Origin of the sequence: Nocardia sp. NPDC057663, from assembly GCF_042799895.1 — a bacterium.
In the GTDB taxonomy this organism is placed as follows: domain Bacteria; phylum Actinomycetota; class Actinomycetes; order Mycobacteriales; family Mycobacteriaceae; genus Nocardia.
In genome coordinates this window covers 52,962-67,646 of sequence record NZ_JBHVHX010000021.1, presented here as the reverse complement: position 1 = coordinate 67,646, position 14,685 = coordinate 52,962, and the positions used below count along the sequence as shown (strand labels likewise).

Here is a 14,685-nt window from a genome sequence, read left to right as displayed (position 1 = left end):
CCATAGCGGAGCAGCGGCCCGCTGATCAGCCCGTCGCTCGTCCGTTGTAGTCGAAGCCGATCGTTCTGGTCGCGATGTCGGCGACGGTGAGGCGGACGGAGACCCGCTCGCCTTCCGGGGGTTTGCCCTCGCAGCGAGCCAGAATGGGAGGTTCGGCGACAAAGATCTCGGCGCCCCGGGTGCCGTTGGCCTCGCGCAGGACCAGGGCCGAGAACTCGGTGCCCACGCGGGGTGCCAGCACGGTGGCTTCGGTCAGGTCGACGCAGGCTCGGTCGACCTTGCCGGCGACGGAGTCGGTGCGGCGCAGGGTTTCCGCGGCGGGGCCGAGGCCGTCGGCCACCCACCGGGGTATCTCGGTGCCCGCGCAGTGCGCCAGGCAGATCTCGGTGGTGAATCGGTCGGCGAGGCGGCGCAGCGGGGCGGTGACGTGGGCGTAGGGGGCGCCGATCGCGCTGTGGGTCAGCTGGTCCTCGGTCGGCTGGTCGAGGTCGCCGAGCATCGTGTAGCTGGCGCCGCGCAGCAGGCTCGTCGCCTCCGACATGAGGACCAGGGCGGCGGGGGTGTTCGCGTCGAGGCCGGCCAGCATCCGTCCGACGGGCATGCCGGCGGGCCACGAGACGCCGAGGGCCGTCGCGGTGCGCCGCATCGACGCGATCGCGCTCTCGGCAGGCGGCGGCATGGTGCGCAGCAGTCCGATCCGGGTGCCGTTGTGCTCCAGCATGATCCGCGCCGCGCACATGCCGGTGAGCAACGAGACCTGCTCGTTCCAGTCGTCGGCGGCGGTCCGCGGCTCCAGTTCCAGCCGCCAGTTGTCACCGTGGCGCACCACGTCCTGGGCGGGCAGCCGCAGCGAGATCGCACCCTGATCGAGCCCCGCCTCGATCCGCAGCCGCCCGAACTCGGGCAGCGCGAGCAGGGACGGATGCAGCGTCCCGGCGTCGGCGGCGGCCTGCACGTGCGCGTAGTCGAACCGCTCCCGGGAGCGCACCAGCGCGCGCGTCACCGAGTAGCTCTGCGGGACGGCGTTGCCGTCCAGTTCGATGGTCCACAGCGCGGCGGGCCGGTCGGCACCGGGGAGCAGGCTGGCCGTGCCCTCGGACAGCACCGTCGGGTGCAGGGGGACGTTGCCGTCGGGCAGGTAGAAGGTCTGGCCGCGCGCTTCGGATTCGCGGGCGAGCGCACCGCCCGGCACGATCACGGCGCCGAGGTCGGCGATCGCGTAATGCAGGGTGAAGCCGGTGGGGGTGCGTTCGATGTGCAGCGCCTGGTCCAGATCCATGGCGCTGGGCGGGTCGATGGTGACGAACTCGATGTCGGTTCGGTCGACCCTGGTACCCGCGAACGCGTCGACCGCGCCGCGGGCCTCCGAGACGGCCTCGGCCGGATAGTCCGAGGCCAGCCCGAATTCGGAACGGATGGCGCCGAAGTCGACCGGCGCCGAGACGATCCGCTGATGGAGTTCCATCCTGGCAGGTTAGCGACTGACTACTGCAGTGCCAGCATGGTGCCGTTGAGCTGATCGAACGGGCCGAACACGGTGAAGGTGACCCGGCCGTTGGGAACCGACGACGACACGGCGGCCGCCGCGTCGAGCGCCTGGCCGAACGAGGCCGCCGAGGGGTGCGGCAGACCGGCGACGGTCAGGCCGAACCGGGTCTGGTGGACCCAGGCGGTATCGGCCGGGCTGAGGTCGACCTGGACCCCACCCGACAGCGGGGTCACCGCGACCGCGCTCGCCGATCCGGCACCCAGCGAGGTGAGAACCGCAGCGGCTCCGGCGATCAGTGCACCGGCGACAATGGAACGAACTACCCGCATGTAAATGTGACCTGCTTCCGCGATGAGAGTGTGATGGGCCCGCAACCTGTGGCTCGGGCCCTGCCGACGGCGATCACTCTATGACCTCGCTCACGTTCCCGGCGAGTTCCCGCGCATATTCGCCGCAGCGGTGTTTCCTCCCGTTAACCACACGGCAGGCGACTTGTTTTCTGGGGCGCTAGCATCCCGCTGCGTGAGTAGAACTTCCGCCGCCATCGCGGCCAGCGCCACCGTCTTCGCCCTGCTTCTGGCCGGTTGCAGCGACGACTCCTCGTCCACTGCCGGCTCCTCCTCGTCCGCCGCCCCGACCGCGCAGGTCGACTCGGGTAAGGCGGGCATGTTCGTGGTGAGCTACCGCAACGCGTTCCCGAAGCTGGCCGAGGGCCGCGACGACGCCGCGGTGAGCGGTGTGCTGACCCAGACCTGCGGTGAGATCAAGGCGGGCAAGCCGGAGTCCGACGTCGTCGCCGCGATCGTGAAGAGCTCCAAGAACGGCGCGACGGCCGCGACCACCGAAGAGGCGCAGGCCATCTTCCAGATGGCCAAGCTGATGTGCTGACGGGTGTTCCCGGCTCGACGAGGCGGCGGTTCCCTCCCGGGACCGCCGCCTCGTCGTTCGTCGGAGGCGGACGAGCCGGCCTGTAAGCCGGATCCTGTCCCCGGTTCGCACCGGGGGGCGACCATCCATCTGGACACACCGTTGCCGGGTGCCTCGAGCGGTCCACCCGCAGGCTCGGGCGAGCAGCCCTCGAACACCTGCGCAGCCGCACCGCGAGGTGCGACCTTCGACCTTGCTCCGGGCGGGGTTTACCGAGCCGCCCCGGTCACCCGGGGCGCTGGTGCGCTCTTACCGCACCGTTTCACCCTTACCGCACGTGCGTGCGGCGGTCTGTTTTCTGTGGCACTGTCCCGCGGGTCGCCCCGGGTTGCCGTTAGCAACCGCCCTGCTCTGTGGAGTCCGGACTTTCCTCGGCAACGAGCAGCGGCACCATCGCGCCCGTTCTCGTCGCCGCGGTCGCCCGGCCGACTCGTCCGCTCGTACAGAGTACTCGGTACGGTTACGAGCCATGGAACGTGTCGACGTCAGTTTCCCCTCGGGTGACCAGCAGTGCGCTGCTTGGCTCTACCTGCCCGACGGTGCGCCCCGGCCGCGCCCGCTGGTGATCATGGGACACGGGCTGGGGGCAACCCGCGAAATGGGGTTGGATCGGTATGCGCGGCGGTTCGTCGCGGCGGGGATGGGGGTGCTGGCGTTCGACTACCGGCATTTCGGCGCCAGCGAGGGTGATCCGCGCCAGGTGCTCAACATCGCCCGTCAGCGGCAGGACTGGAAGGCCGCAATCGCCTACGGGCGCAGTATCCGCGGGTTCGACGCGACCCGGATCGCGTTGTGGGGCACCTCGTTCGGCGGCGGGCACGTGTTGTCCGTGGCGCCCGACGACGACTACCTCGCCGCGGTGGTCGCGCAGGTGCCGTTCACCAGCGGGTGGGCCTCGACGATGGCGAAGGGGCCGATCAGCGTCACCAAGGTCGTCACGATCGCGGCCGTCGACCTGTTGATCGGCCCGATCCGTCGTAAGCCGGTGCGGATCCGGCTGGCCGGTCGCCAGCGCGCCGCGGCGCTGATGAGTGCGCCCGACGTGCCCGAGGGGTTCGGCAGGCTAGCCGAGGAGAGCGCGACCTACCAGCCGAAAGTCGGTGCGCGGGTGGCCTTCTCGACCTTCTTCGACAGGCCCGGCCGTCGGGCGAAGGCGCTGAAGGTGCCGGTGTTCTACGCGATCGCCGAGAACGATTCGATCGCGCCCGCAGGCCCGACCCGCAAGGCTGCCGAACGCACCAAGCACGCGGTGGTCAAGCAGTACCCGGTCGGCCACTTCGACGTGTACTTCGACGACGTGTTCGAGCAGGTCGTGCGCGATCAGACCGACTTCCTGGTGTCCGTCCTGCGCCCGTGATCGGTGGGGCACCATGGATCCCATGGAACAACTCAGCTCGCGCACGATCTACACCAATCCGTGGATGCGGCTGCGGGAGGACACCATTCGCCGCGCCGACGGCTCCGTCGGCATCTACGCCGTGGTCGACAAGGCCGACTGGGCGATGGTCGTCCCGTTCGACGGGGAGGGCTTCCATCTGGTCGAGCAGTACCGGTACCCGCTGGGGACGCGGTGCTGGGAGTTCCCCGCGGGCACTCCGCCACAGGGCACTGCCCCGACGCCGGTCGAGTTGGCGCACAACGAGTTGCGTGAGGAAACCGGGTTGCGGGCCGACCGGATGACGCTGCTCGGCACCATGGCCTCGGCGCCCGCCTCGAGCAGCCAGCGCGGCCACTGCTTCCTCGCCACCGGCCTCACTCCCAGCGAGCCGCAGCGCGAACCCGAGGAGCAGGACATGCGCATGGCCTGGTTCTCCCGCGCACAGCTCGAGGCGATGATCCTGCGCGGGGAGATCATCGACCCCCACGCGGTGGCGGCCTACGGCCTGCTGCTCATGCACGAACGCGGCCTCAGTTCCCCGGCGGGCGGCGTTCACGTGCCGAACAGCTGACGGGCACTACTGCGGTGCGATGCGGGTGTTCTGGAACGAGGTGAACAGCCAGCGGCCGCCGGTGCGCACGGCCGTGCGGATCTGCACCGTCGGGGTCCGCGGCGCCAACGGGTCCGGGCGCAGGACGCTCACGCCGTAGGTGACGAGGACAGCCAGGTCGGCGACCGGGAATCGCACGGTCGTGCGCTCCGGATCCGAGAGCCGGGTACCGCTCATGAAGCCGTCGAAGCCTTCCTGCATGACCGTCGCCAGTTCCGCACGGCCCTGGATGAACTCGCCGATCACGGAGACGAAATCGGCGTCCTCGGTGAAGGTGGCGGCGAAGGCGGTGCCGTCACCGGCGGCCCAGGCGGCGGACTGGGTGGCCAGCAGCTGCCGCACGGCGGCCGCATCGGCGTCTGCGGTCATCGGTCGGCCCGGCCCAGGCCGACGGTCTCGAGCGCCGCGAAGGTCGTGGCCGAGGCGACGCCGAAAAGTGCGACGCTCCAGCCGGCTACGCGTAGGTCGGTGGGTAGCAGGCCTGGTCGTGGGGCGGTGATGGTGGTCATCGCGGTCTCCTCTTCTCGCTGTGACGAGCCTACTGTGCGGTACTGCGGCTGTGCGAAACGCTCGATGTGCCACTGCGGGAACGCAATACGCTGCTGCTGCCGCCGTCGGCTGCGCGCCGCCTTCCGTGAGGCGCCCGCCGCCCTCCGCACCATCGCTGCCGCGTCACTCCGACCGGATTCAGAGCAGCCGGTGCATCTCGAATTCCATCCGGGGGTAGCCCGGCTCGACCGGCCCGCGCCGCCCGGTCGGTACGAATCCGTGTCGCCGGTACAGCTTCTCGGCGGCGGTATTGCCCTCGGTCAGCTCCAGGCGCACCGTCACACAGCCACGCTCGACCGCCCAGCCCAATGCCGCGTCGATCAGCAGATCCGAGACACCCTGGCCGCGGGCACGCGGAGCCACCCACATCGAGACCAGGTGGGCGCTCGCGGCATCGGTGGTCACCCCCACCGTGCCCACCGTCTCGGTGCGGGCCGTCGCCGCGAACTGTGCCCGCGCCCGCAGCACGTCCCGCCAGTCCTGCGCGTTCCGTGCCAGCGCCTGCTCGATGGTTTGGCCGAACGCCGTCGGCGCGTCGCGCAGCGCGCGCAACCGCACCTCGCGGAACACCGCCCACTCGCCGGGTTCCAGTCGCCTGATTCCGACTGCGCCGTCAGGTTCCCCCATGACTGCGATTCCAGCATGCCGCCCGGCGCCGGGCAACGCGATTTCGGGCCGGGAACGATGACAGGGGCGCATCACCGGGTGGGTGATGCGCCCCTGCGGGGTCGAGCTGGGATCAGATCGGCTGGAAGCCCGCGCCGACGCCGCCTGCCCGGTTCAGCACCTCGAGGATGACCCCGATGGGCTGGAAGTAGGCGGGCGAGTGGATCGGGTTGGCACCGCCGGTGCACGGGACGTCGAAGTCCAGCGGGCCGAGGCCGGTGAGCCTGCCCTGGTTCATGCCGACCAGGCGATCGCCCACGACGACCGGGCCGCCGGAGTCGCCCGGCTGCGAGCAGTACTGGTTGATCGAGGTGCCTTCGAGCTCACCCCACACCACGCCACAGCTGCGGCCGCTGGTGCGCCCGTCCGAGCACACCGTGGTGCCGGGGGCGGGCGGGCCGCCGATGCCTGCGACGGTGGTCTGGCCGACGGTGCGGACCGGCAGTACCTTCGACGCATCCAGCTGCAGGACAGCGAAATCCAGGTAGTCGCCGTCGTCGGAGAACGCGACGGTGCCGATGACACCCGCGTTGAGGGCCTGCTCGGCGCCGACCCGCGCCCCCGTCGGCGCGCAATGCCCGGCGGTGAGGCCGACCAGGCGGCCCGCGTTGTCATGGCCGATGGCGGTCAGCGAGCAACCGGAGTTGTTGTCGAAGACGATGCCCGAGGCCGCGCCGAGCACCACGCTCGGATCGGCCGACACGCTGCCCACACCAGCGGACGCGGTGAGCGCCCCCGCGATGGCCGCCGCGAACGCCGCCATCCGTAGAAACCTCATCAAGTACCTTTCTCGATGGCCGCGGCATTCCGCACGCCCGAGTACCTTTCGGGCGCCGGGGCGTCGTCGTTACGCCGACCGCGAACCGGGGCGACCGTACCCCGCCCCGGCGACCAACGGCTAGCTCAGAGAGCGTCCACATCTGGCCGTGAGGATTCCCCACCGCATCGCCCCTCCGATGAGTGGTCTCTGGTCGACACCGTGCGATAGGGTCCGATGCCGGGCCCGGAAGTCGCTCCGATAGCTGTCGGTGGCGTATGTCACACTCGTCGACAATGAGCCGCCACACCACCTTCCGGTACTGCCTCGACCCCACCGTCGAGCAGTCCAGCGCGCTCGCTCGGCATGCCGGGGCGGCCCGGTTCGCATTCAACCAGAGCCTCCATTTTGTGAAAGCCGCACTCACCCAACGTAAAAGCTGTCCAGGACATCCAGTGCCTTGGACCCGGTTCGATCTGATCAATGCGTTCAACACGTGGAAGAAGACCGAAGCCGCCGGACGGGTATTCGTTGTCGGTTCGGACGGGACTGTCGAGGTCCGGGTGACCGGGCTGGTGTGGCGTACCCAGGTATGCCAGCAAGTGTTCGAAGAAGCCGCCGTGGACTGCGGCCGCGCCCTGGCCACGTTCTCGGACTCCCGCTCGGGTAAACGCGCAGGCAAACGGGTCGGGTTTCCCCGATTCAAGAAGAAGGATAGGTGCACCCCGTCGTTTCGGGTCCGCAACAAACACGCCAAAGGTGGGCGTGCGATGATCCGGGTCGGTGACAACGACACTGCCCGGTCGGTGACTTTGCCCGGGATCGGTCTGGTGCGGGTGCGCAATGACACCCGCCGGTTGCGTCGTCTGATCACCAAAGAGCGGGCGAAGATCCTCTACGCCACCATCACCTACCGGGCGCGACGATGGTGGATCAGCCTGACTCTCGAAGCCGCCGACTTACACCCGGCTCACCATCATCGGCCGCGTGAACACGGCGATGACGGTGGCTGGGTCGGGATCGACCGCGGGTTGACAGTGTTCGCTGTCGCCGCGACCGCCAACGGCACCGAGATCGCGCGCATCGACACCGCACCCAAACCACTTGCAGCGGGTCTGGCTCGGCAACGTCGTCTGGCGAAGTCGATGGCGCGGAAACAGAAAGGGTCACACAACCATCGACAGGCCGTCACCCGGCTGGCACGGCACCATCATCGAATCGCGAATATTCGCCGTCACTTCGCTCATCAGGTCGCCAACACGCTGGTCAAAACCCACGACCGGCTCGTGATCGAAGACCTGCACGTGGCGGGCATGATCGGCAACCGCCGCATGGCTCGTGCGATCAGCGACGCGGGATGGGGCGACTTCGCGCGGCTACTGGACTACAAACAGTCATGGCGCAGCGGCACGCTCGCAACCGCGGACCGCTGGTATCCGTCTAGTAGACGGTGCTCGGCCTGCGGAGTGGTCAACACCGCCCTGACGTTGGCCGATCGAGTGTTCTCCTGCGGGTGCGGGTTCCGCGCCGACCGTGACCACAACGCTGCGATCAACCTCGCTAATTGGCCGACGATTCAGCAGGACTTTTCACGATCCCCGGACCCCCGAGCAGGAGGCCGGGTTACCAATGTCCGCCGACGGGAAGGCGCTGACCGACACCCTGCGGGTGTCGGTCAACCGGCCCGGTAGACGCGGAAACCGACGTTCATGCCACGCTCGAGGCGTGAACTGACGACGCCCGGGAAGGGCGGTGTCAGACACCATCAGGTGTATTCAGACATGCTGTCAAAGGTAGGAAACGTCGTTGACGAGGCGGACCGACGCGCCGCCGTCGGGGTAGAACTCGGCGATGCACAGCGACGCCAGGTCCAGGTGCAGGCGGTACAGCAGCGACGGGCCGACGCCGAGCGCCAGCTGCAGCAGCGTCTTGATCGGGGTGACATGGCTGACCACGACGATGTTCTGGCCCGGATACAGCGCGACCAGATCCCGGCGCACGCCCTCCACGCGCTCGCGCACCTGATCGAAGCTCTCGCCACCGGGGGCGGGAATCGACGGGTCGCCGAGCCAGTCCGTGTGCAGTTGCGGATCGCGCTGGGCGGCCTCGGCGAAGGTGAGACTCTCCCAGTCGCCGAAATCGGTCTCGATGAGGCCGTCCAGGACGCGCAGCGGAACGTCGAGCGCCGCGGCGGCGGCCTCGGCGGTGGCACGGGCGCGCTGCAGCGGTGAGGTGACGACGGCGGCGATATCACCTTTGGCGGCCAGCATTTTCGCGGCACGCTCGGCCTGTTGGCGGCCGAGATCGGTGAGCGGCGGGTTGCCGCGACCGGAGTAGCGGCGCTCGATCGACAGCTCGGTCTGGCCGTGGCGCAGCAGCAACAGCCTCGTCGGCCTGCCGAGCGCGCCGGTCCAGCCGGGAGCATTGGTCGAAACCGGCTGTGCCGCAGTGGTTTCGCCATCGAGTGCCGGGTCAGCGGCGAGCTCTGCCGCGCCGGCCACCCGGTCGGTATCGGCCGACTCGCTCGCCCTGGCAGCGGGCACGGCCACCTGGTCGCCCGGGGTGTGCCCGGCAGAGACGGCCTCGCGGACTGTGCCGACGACGGCGCCGTCGTCCATCGCCTCGTTCGCCAGCCGGTCGGCGTGGGAGTTCTCGGCGCGCGGAATCCAGGTGAAGCTCACCCGGTCGAAGCCCGCGACGAGCGCCCGCGCCTGTTCGGCGAGCGGAATCATCGACGGGTGCTTGACCTTCCAGCGTCCCGCCATCTGCTCGACGACGAGCTTGGAGTCCATCCGGACCGCGACCACCCGCGCGCCCAGCTCGGCCGAAGCCTCCAGACCGGCGATGAGACCGCGATATTCGGCCACATTGTTGGTGGCGACGCCGACGTACTCCTTGCGCTCGGCGAGCACCCGCACATGATCGGCGGCGAAGACCACCGCGCCGTATCCGGCCGGGCCGGGATTGCCGCGCGAGCCACCGTCGGCCTCGACAATCACCTCGTGCACGCTCATCGGCGCACCACGCCGATCACAGCCCCGATTCCTTGGTACGCACCATGATCGCGCCGCATTCGGGGCAGCGCAGGACCGCGTCGGGCGCGGCCTTGGCGATGCGCTGCATCTCGCCGCGATCGATCTCGATCCGGCAGGCGCCGCAGCGGCGGGCCTGCAGCAGGGCGGCGCCGACGCCGTGCGCCGAACGCTGCTTGTCGTAGACGGCGAGCAGTTCGCCGGGGAACAGGCCGATCAGCCCGGCCCGGTCCTTCTCGCAACGCTGCTGCGCCACTTCGAGATCGGCCAGCGCCTCGTCGCGCAGGCGCTCGGCGTCGGCCAGGTCCTGATCGGCCTTGCTCAGGCGGGCGCCCGCGTGGTCGTGGTCGGCGGCCATGGCTTCGCGCTGCTCCATCACGGTCAGCAGCTCGTCCTCGAGCACCGAGCGGCGACGCTCCAGGCTGCCCAGTTCGTGCTGGATCTCGGAGAGCTGCTTGGCGGCGACAGTGCCCGCGGTGAGCATGCCGCGGTCGCGGTCCTCGCGCTTGCGGACGGCGTCGACCTCACCCTCGAGCTTGCGGATGTCGCGATCCAGATCGTCGATGCCGATCTCCACCGCGACGGCCGCGTCCTTGTAGCCGTTGCGCTCGGCCGCCAGGCGTGCCACCTCCTGCTGCTCGGGCAGCGCGCCCCTGCGGTGCGCGATCCGCGTCAACTCGGCATCGACAGTGGCGAGCTGCAGCAGCTTGGACTGGACCGACGGTTCGACATTCAACGCGCACGAACTCCTGAACACAGGGGACGGATGGGTTGTTCAACCGTACCGCGCCGCGGGGGGTGCGCACGCCATGACCCGAGGACTGCCGCCTGGCCGGGCCCGCTGTGCCCGCACCCGACGTTCGCGCAGGCCGCACAGCGTCGTCGTGCACGTGGTTCAGCACCCGAAGGCTGCCGCCGCGCCGACTCGCTGTGCGCGCACCCGACCTTCGCGCAGGCCGCGCAGCGTCGTCGTGCGCGCGGATTCGGACAGAGACCGGGCGCGGTCCGGTTCGTCCGACGTTCGCGCAGCGTGCAGCCCTCGTCGTCCGCGTGGTTCAGCCGGTGACCGTCCACGGGTCGGTGCGCAGGGTGGACACCCGGGTGGTCACGCCCAGGAGGGCGGTGCGGACGACCTGCTCGGCCTGGCCACACCAAGGGAACTCGGTGGCCCAGTGGGCGGCGTCGATGAGGGCGGGGCCGCCGCGGCGGAGGTGCTCGTCGACGGGGTGGTGACGCAGGTCGGAGGTGAGGTAGGCGTCGACGCCCGCGCGGATGGCCGCGTTCAGATAGGAGTCGCCTGCGCCGCCGCAGACGGCCACCCGCCGGATGAGGCGGTCGGGGTCACCGGCGGCACGGACGCCCCAGACGGTGCGCGGCAGGCCGACGCCGACGCGGGCGGTGAATTCGCGCAGGGTTTCGGGCTCCGGGAGTTCGCCGATGCGGCCGATGCCGAGCGAGGACGGCAGCGGTGCGCGTTCGGTGACGTGGTAGGCGGGTTCCTCGTACGGGTGGGCCGCGCGCAGGGCCGCCAGGACGGCGAGGCGCGAGGTCGGTGCCGCGACCACCTCGACGGCGTCCTCGGTGACGGTCTCGACCGTGCCGACCACGCCGAGCGCCGGCTTCGCGCCGGGCAGCGGGCGGAACTGGCCGGTGCCGGCGGTATACCAGGCCGCTTCCCGGTAGTCGCCGATCGCGCCCGCGCCGGCGGTGAACAACGCCGACATGAGCGAGGCGGTGTGGGTCTGCGGGACCTGGATCACCCATTTGTCCACGGAGGCAACCGGTTTGGGGTCCAGCGGGCCGGTGACCGTGAGGCCGACGGCGGTGGCCAGCGCGTCGGAGACGCCGGGGTCGGCGGAGTCGGCGTTGGTGTGCGCGGAGAACAGAGCGCAACCGGAGCGGATCAACCGGTGCAGCAGAGCGCCTTTGGGGGTATCGGCGGCGACGGTGTCGACGCCGCGCAGCAGCAGCGGGTGGTGCACGACCAATGCCTGTGCGCCCCACTCGATCGCCTCGTCGACCACGGCGGCGGTGGCGTCGACGGCGAAGACCACCTTGGTGATCTCCTGCGCGGGGTCACCGCACACGAGCCCGACCGAATCCCACGATTCGGCCAGTCTCGGCGGGTACGCCGCGTCGAGAACCCCGATCAGTTCGGCCAGGTCGGTCACCGCCGCCTCCTTCTTCGTTCCGTTGACATGCCCGTCACCGCCAGGGCGACGAGATCACCTTGCACCACAACGATGTTCGCCGGTTTCCGGCTGTGCGCCACTCGCCCGCCCCAGCCGGTGCGGGTCGCGTCGACACCCGACCTCGGTGGTGGATCGATTCCAGAGCTCCGTCTGCACCGACCTGCACCGACCTGCACCGACCTGCACCGACCTGCACCGACCTGCACCGAGGCGATACCACTGGCCACCGAGGCCGATGATGGGCGGTCGAAACCGGCGTGGAATTGATGGGTTCGGCAGGTGCGTTCACCACAGCACGGCCCGCAGACCTTCGATCAACCGGTCGACTTCGGCAGGACCGCGCACGGCCACGCGCAGGTAGTCGGGGCCGAGACCGGGGAACGTGTCGGCGCGACGGACAGCTATGCCGCGGTCTGCGAGGCGCTTGCGCACCAGGGCGCCGTCGGGGACACGCAGGAGCAGGAACGGTCCCGCCGCCGGGGTGTGGACGTCGATGCCGAGGGCGGTGAGGCGGCCGATCATGGCCGCGCGCTCGGAGGCGATCTGGAAGGCGTCCCGCTGGGACTCGGCGACGGCCGACGGTGCGGCGGTGGCGATGATCGCCTCGAGCTGGAGCGTGCCCAGTGGCCAGTGCGGGCGCCCGTGGGTCAGCCGGGCCAGCACCTCGGGAGCGCCGAGCGCATAGCCGCAGCGCAAACCGGCCAGCGCCCACGTCTTGGTGAGGCTGCGGAGCACGATCACGTCGGGTGCGGACAACGCGGCCAGCGACTCCGGTTCGGCGTGCAGTCCGCGGTCGGTGTCCGCCGCGGGCTCATGTGCCGCGGGCCCGGCGCGCGACGCGAGCGCGGCGTGCAGCGCGGGCTCGACATGTGCCGCCGGCCCGGCGTGCGACGCAGACTCAGCGTGCGACGCGAGCGCGATGTGCAGCGCTGGCTCAGCGTGCGCCGCCGGCCCGGCATGCGGCTGTCGCCCGGCATGCGGCTGTGGCCCAGCATGCGGCTGTGGCCCGGCATGCGGCTGTGGCCCGGCATGCGGCGCTGGCCCGGCATGCGGCGCTGGCCCGGCATGCGGCGCTGGCCCGGCATGCGACGTGGGCTCGGCAGGGTCCGGCACGACCGCGTCGGCGAAGGCTTCGTCGACAACGACGAGGCGACCGGGCCGCCGCAGCGCCTGGATGGTGGCGGCAGGGTGCAGGATCGAGGTGGGGTTGGTGGGGTTGCCCAGGACGACGAGATCGGCGTCTTCGGGGACCAGCGCGGGGTCGAGCGTGTACGGCTGCTCCAGGATCACCCGCGTCACCGGGACACCCGCTTCCCGCAATGCCAGTTCGGGCTCGGTGAAGGACGGGTGGATGACCGCGGCCAGGCGCGGGGCCAGGCGCGGCAGCATGGCGAACCCTTCGGCGGCGCCTGCCAGCAGCAGCACCTCGTCGGGAGCGCGGCCGTGACGGGCGGCGACGGCGGCTCGGGCGGCGGCTTCGTCCTCGGAGCTCGGGTAGCGGCCGAGGTCGTCCAGGCGGGCGGAGAGGCGATCGCGCAGCCAGGCCGGTGGGGCTGAGCCGCGCACGTTCACCGCGAAATCGAGCATCCCAGGGCGCGCTTCCACGTCGCCGTGGTGGCGAAGCATCGCGGGGTCGACGGAGTCCTGGAACACAGTTGAACACCCTACGTGGCGGCAATTCGGCGGCTCGGGCGAGAATGGCTCCGTGGGACAGCTGCACGTGTCATTCATCTGCACGGGAAACATCTGCCGGTCGCCGATGGCGGCGAAGATGTTCGAGGCGCATCTGTACCGTGCCGGTCTCGCGAACCGGGTACGGGTGACCAGCGCGGGTACCGGATCGTGGCATGTCGGCGATCCGGCCGATCCGCGTACCGAGACGACGCTGCGCCGCGCCGGCTACCCCACCGACCACGTCGCGGCCACCTTCGGTCCCGAGCATCGTGACGCCGACCTGATCGTCGCCCTGGACACCGGGCACGACCGGGAGCTGGCCCACCGCGGCGTGCCCACCGAACAGCGCAGGCTGCTGCGCAGCTTCGACCCCGCCGCCGACGGCCGCGACGTGCCCGACCCGTACTACGGCGATCAGTCCGGCTTCGACCTGGTCCGCGATCAGATCGAAGCCGCCGTCCCCGGCCTGCTCGACTGGGTTCGCGCCGAACTCGACGCCCGCACCCCCGCCGACGCCCGACGCTGATGCGCAAACTCACGTTCCTGCTGCGCCCCAGCTGGCTCATCCTCGCCGTGATCGTCGCGGCGTTCGCCTACCTGTGCTTCACCGTCCTCGCGCCGTGGCAGCTGGGCAAGAACACCAGCACCGAGCACCGCAACCAGCTGATCGCCGACTCCGTGCAGGCCGACCCGGTGGACGTGGTCAGCGTTCTCGACGGCGACCCGACCGCGCACACCGAATGGCGCAAGGTCACCGCGAGCGGCGCGTACGTCCCGGAATCGACGGTCCTCGTCCGGCTGCGTCATCTCGACGGCGCCCCCGGCTACGCCGTCCTCGACGCCTTCCGCCTGGACGACGGCCGCACCCTGCTCGTCGACCGCGGCCTGGTCGCCGCCGTCGACGGCACCCGTCCCCCGGCGATCACCGTCCCGCCGACCGGCCCCCAGCGCCTCGAAGCCCGCGTGCGCGCCTCCGAAGGCGTGGTGGCGGACAAGCCGCCGAGCACTCAGGACGGCTACCGCCAGGTGTACACGGTCGACACCGCCCAGGAATCCACCGTCCTGGGCACCCCGCTCACCGACATCCCGACCGGCACCGACAAGGGCGGCTACCTCCAACTGGCCGAGGGCCAACCCGGTGCCTTCACCCCCAGCCCGCTCCCCCAGCTCGACGCGGGCCCGTACCTCTCCTACGGCCTCCAATGGCTGGCCTTCGGCATCATGGCCCCACTCGGCCTCGGCTATTTCGTCGTCGCCGAACTCCGCGCCCGCCGCCGCGACCGCGCCAGCACGGAAGGCACCTCGACCACCGAGACCACCCTGGCCGACGAGCAGGCCACCCCGGCCCCGCCGACCACCGAAGCCCGCCTGGCCGACCGCTACGGCCGCAACCGCTGAGGCCGACACAGCC

16 protein-coding genes and 1 other RNA gene are annotated in these 14,685 nt (G+C 70.6%); 6 read left to right on the top strand and 11 right to left on the bottom strand.

The window, feature by feature from the left end; genetic code table 11:
- Positions 1-25: 25 nt before the first annotated feature.
- Positions 26-1,465 carry an RNB domain-containing ribonuclease gene (locus tag ACFVAV_RS29965; RefSeq protein WP_379038931.1) on the bottom strand — a complete coding sequence of 480 codons (1,440 nt, stop codon included), beginning with the start codon at positions 1,463-1,465 and terminating at the stop codon, positions 26-28.
- A gap of 20 nt (positions 1,466-1,485) precedes the next feature.
- Positions 1,486-1,818: a hypothetical protein gene (locus ACFVAV_RS29960; RefSeq protein ID WP_379038930.1), complete on the bottom strand. Its 333-nt coding sequence runs from the start codon at positions 1,816-1,818 to the stop codon at positions 1,486-1,488.
- Between the two features lie 193 nt (positions 1,819-2,011).
- Here ACFVAV_RS29960 and ACFVAV_RS29955 point away from each other — a divergent pair, with 193 nt between their 5' ends.
- Positions 2,012-2,377: a hypothetical protein gene (locus ACFVAV_RS29955; protein WP_379038929.1), complete on the top strand. Its 366-nt coding sequence runs from the start codon at positions 2,012-2,014 to the stop codon at positions 2,375-2,377.
- Between the two features lie 67 nt (positions 2,378-2,444).
- Here the strand turns inward: ACFVAV_RS29955 and rnpB are convergent.
- Positions 2,445-2,849: RNase P RNA component class A (rnpB, locus tag ACFVAV_RS29950), an RNA gene on the bottom strand.
- Between the two features lie 36 nt (positions 2,850-2,885).
- Between rnpB and ACFVAV_RS29945 the strand changes: the two genes are divergently transcribed.
- Together ACFVAV_RS29945 and ACFVAV_RS29940 are read left to right on the top strand one after the other, a co-directional pair.
- Positions 2,886-3,773 (top strand): alpha/beta hydrolase, encoded by an 888-nt coding sequence (locus ACFVAV_RS29945; protein ID WP_379038928.1) that lies wholly within the window; start codon positions 2,886-2,888, stop codon positions 3,771-3,773.
- Positions 3,774-3,786: 13 nt separating this feature from the next.
- On the top strand, positions 3,787-4,365 hold the full coding sequence (locus tag ACFVAV_RS29940) for an NUDIX domain-containing protein (protein WP_379038927.1): 579 nt from the start codon (positions 3,787-3,789) through the stop codon (positions 4,363-4,365).
- 6 nt (positions 4,366-4,371) lie between these two features.
- Here the strand turns inward: ACFVAV_RS29940 and ACFVAV_RS29935 are convergent, their stop codons facing one another.
- From ACFVAV_RS29935 to ACFVAV_RS29920, 4 genes are all read right to left on the bottom strand, one after another.
- Complete coding sequence (locus ACFVAV_RS29935; RefSeq protein ID WP_379038926.1) at positions 4,372-4,773, bottom strand: SgcJ/EcaC family oxidoreductase; 402 nt, start codon at positions 4,771-4,773, stop codon at positions 4,372-4,374.
- On the bottom strand, positions 4,770-4,913 hold the full coding sequence (locus ACFVAV_RS29930; protein WP_379038925.1) for a hypothetical protein: 144 nt from the start codon (positions 4,911-4,913) through the stop codon (positions 4,770-4,772). Before ACFVAV_RS29930 ends, ACFVAV_RS29935 begins: the two co-directional genes overlap by 4 nt.
- Positions 4,914-5,091: 178 nt before the next feature.
- Positions 5,092-5,580 carry a GNAT family N-acetyltransferase gene (locus ACFVAV_RS29925; protein WP_379038924.1) on the bottom strand — a complete coding sequence of 163 codons (489 nt, stop codon included), beginning with the start codon at positions 5,578-5,580 and terminating at the stop codon, positions 5,092-5,094.
- A gap of 112 nt (positions 5,581-5,692) precedes the next feature.
- Positions 5,693-6,382, bottom strand: coding sequence for a S1 family peptidase (locus ACFVAV_RS29920; RefSeq protein ID WP_379038923.1), 690 nt, complete (start codon positions 6,380-6,382; stop codon positions 5,693-5,695).
- Between the two features lie 290 nt (positions 6,383-6,672).
- Here ACFVAV_RS29920 and ACFVAV_RS29915 point away from each other — a divergent pair, with 290 nt between their 5' ends.
- A complete protein-coding gene (locus ACFVAV_RS29915) occupies positions 6,673-8,067 on the top strand; it encodes an RNA-guided endonuclease TnpB family protein (RefSeq protein WP_379038922.1) in 1,395 nt (464 codons plus the stop codon).
- A gap of 96 nt (positions 8,068-8,163) precedes the next feature.
- Here ACFVAV_RS29915 and ACFVAV_RS29910 read toward each other — a convergent pair whose 3' ends face one another.
- The 4 genes from ACFVAV_RS29910 to ACFVAV_RS29895 all read right to left on the bottom strand — a co-directional run bounded on the left by ACFVAV_RS29910 (position 8,164) and on the right by ACFVAV_RS29895 (position 13,253).
- On the bottom strand, positions 8,164-9,390 hold the full coding sequence (locus tag ACFVAV_RS29910) for a bifunctional RNase H/acid phosphatase (protein ID WP_379038921.1): 1,227 nt from the start codon (positions 9,388-9,390) through the stop codon (positions 8,164-8,166).
- Positions 9,391-9,406: 16 nt separating this feature from the next.
- Positions 9,407-10,144 (bottom strand): zinc ribbon domain-containing protein, encoded by a 738-nt coding sequence (locus ACFVAV_RS29905; RefSeq protein ID WP_379038920.1) that lies wholly within the window; start codon positions 10,142-10,144, stop codon positions 9,407-9,409.
- Positions 10,145-10,463: 319 nt separating this feature from the next.
- Positions 10,464-11,579: a Nif3-like dinuclear metal center hexameric protein gene (locus ACFVAV_RS29900; RefSeq protein ID WP_379038919.1), complete on the bottom strand. Its 1,116-nt coding sequence runs from the start codon at positions 11,577-11,579 to the stop codon at positions 10,464-10,466.
- A gap of 306 nt (positions 11,580-11,885) precedes the next feature.
- Positions 11,886-13,253, bottom strand: coding sequence for an aminotransferase class I/II-fold pyridoxal phosphate-dependent enzyme (locus ACFVAV_RS29895; RefSeq protein WP_379038918.1), 1,368 nt, complete (start codon positions 13,251-13,253; stop codon positions 11,886-11,888).
- 106 nt (positions 13,254-13,359) lie between these two features.
- Here ACFVAV_RS29895 and ACFVAV_RS29890 point away from each other — a divergent pair, with 106 nt between their 5' ends.
- Positions 13,360-13,800 (top strand): protein tyrosine phosphatase, encoded by a 441-nt coding sequence (locus ACFVAV_RS29890; protein ID WP_379038976.1) that lies wholly within the window; start codon positions 13,360-13,362, stop codon positions 13,798-13,800.
- Positions 13,800-14,672 (top strand): SURF1 family protein, encoded by an 873-nt coding sequence (locus ACFVAV_RS29885; protein WP_379038917.1) that lies wholly within the window; start codon positions 13,800-13,802, stop codon positions 14,670-14,672. The genes ACFVAV_RS29890 and ACFVAV_RS29885 overlap by 1 nt, the downstream gene beginning before the upstream one ends.
- Positions 14,673-14,685: the final 13 nt, after the last annotated feature.

Excerpts from the sequence above, each read along its gene's own strand:
- ACFVAV_RS29965 (WP_379038931.1), bottom strand. The coding sequence starts at position 1,465 with ATGGAACTCCATCAGCGGATCGTCTCGGCGCCGGTCGACTTCGGCGCC.
- ACFVAV_RS29960 (WP_379038930.1), bottom strand. The coding sequence starts at position 1,818 with ATGCGGGTAGTTCGTTCCATTGTCGCCGGTGCACTGATCGCCGGAGCC.
- ACFVAV_RS29945 (WP_379038928.1), top strand. The coding sequence starts at position 2,886 with ATGGAACGTGTCGACGTCAGTTTCCCCTCGGGTGACCAGCAGTGCGCT.
- ACFVAV_RS29940 (WP_379038927.1), top strand. The coding sequence starts at position 3,787 with ATGGATCCCATGGAACAACTCAGCTCGCGCACGATCTACACCAATCCG.
- ACFVAV_RS29935 (WP_379038926.1), bottom strand. The coding sequence starts at position 4,773 with ATGACCGCAGACGCCGATGCGGCCGCCGTGCGGCAGCTGCTGGCCACC.
- ACFVAV_RS29930 (WP_379038925.1), bottom strand. The coding sequence starts at position 4,913 with ATGACCACCATCACCGCCCCACGACCAGGCCTGCTACCCACCGACCTA.
- ACFVAV_RS29925 (WP_379038924.1), bottom strand. The coding sequence starts at position 5,580 with ATGGGGGAACCTGACGGCGCAGTCGGAATCAGGCGACTGGAACCCGGC.
- ACFVAV_RS29920 (WP_379038923.1), bottom strand. The coding sequence starts at position 6,382 with ATGGCGGCGTTCGCGGCGGCCATCGCGGGGGCGCTCACCGCGTCCGCT.
- ACFVAV_RS29915 (WP_379038922.1), top strand. The coding sequence starts at position 6,673 with ATGAGCCGCCACACCACCTTCCGGTACTGCCTCGACCCCACCGTCGAG.
- ACFVAV_RS29910 (WP_379038921.1), bottom strand. The coding sequence starts at position 9,390 with ATGAGCGTGCACGAGGTGATTGTCGAGGCCGACGGTGGCTCGCGCGGC.
- ACFVAV_RS29890 (WP_379038976.1), top strand. The coding sequence starts at position 13,360 with ATGGCGGCGAAGATGTTCGAGGCGCATCTGTACCGTGCCGGTCTCGCG.
- ACFVAV_RS29885 (WP_379038917.1), top strand. The coding sequence starts at position 13,800 with ATGCGCAAACTCACGTTCCTGCTGCGCCCCAGCTGGCTCATCCTCGCC.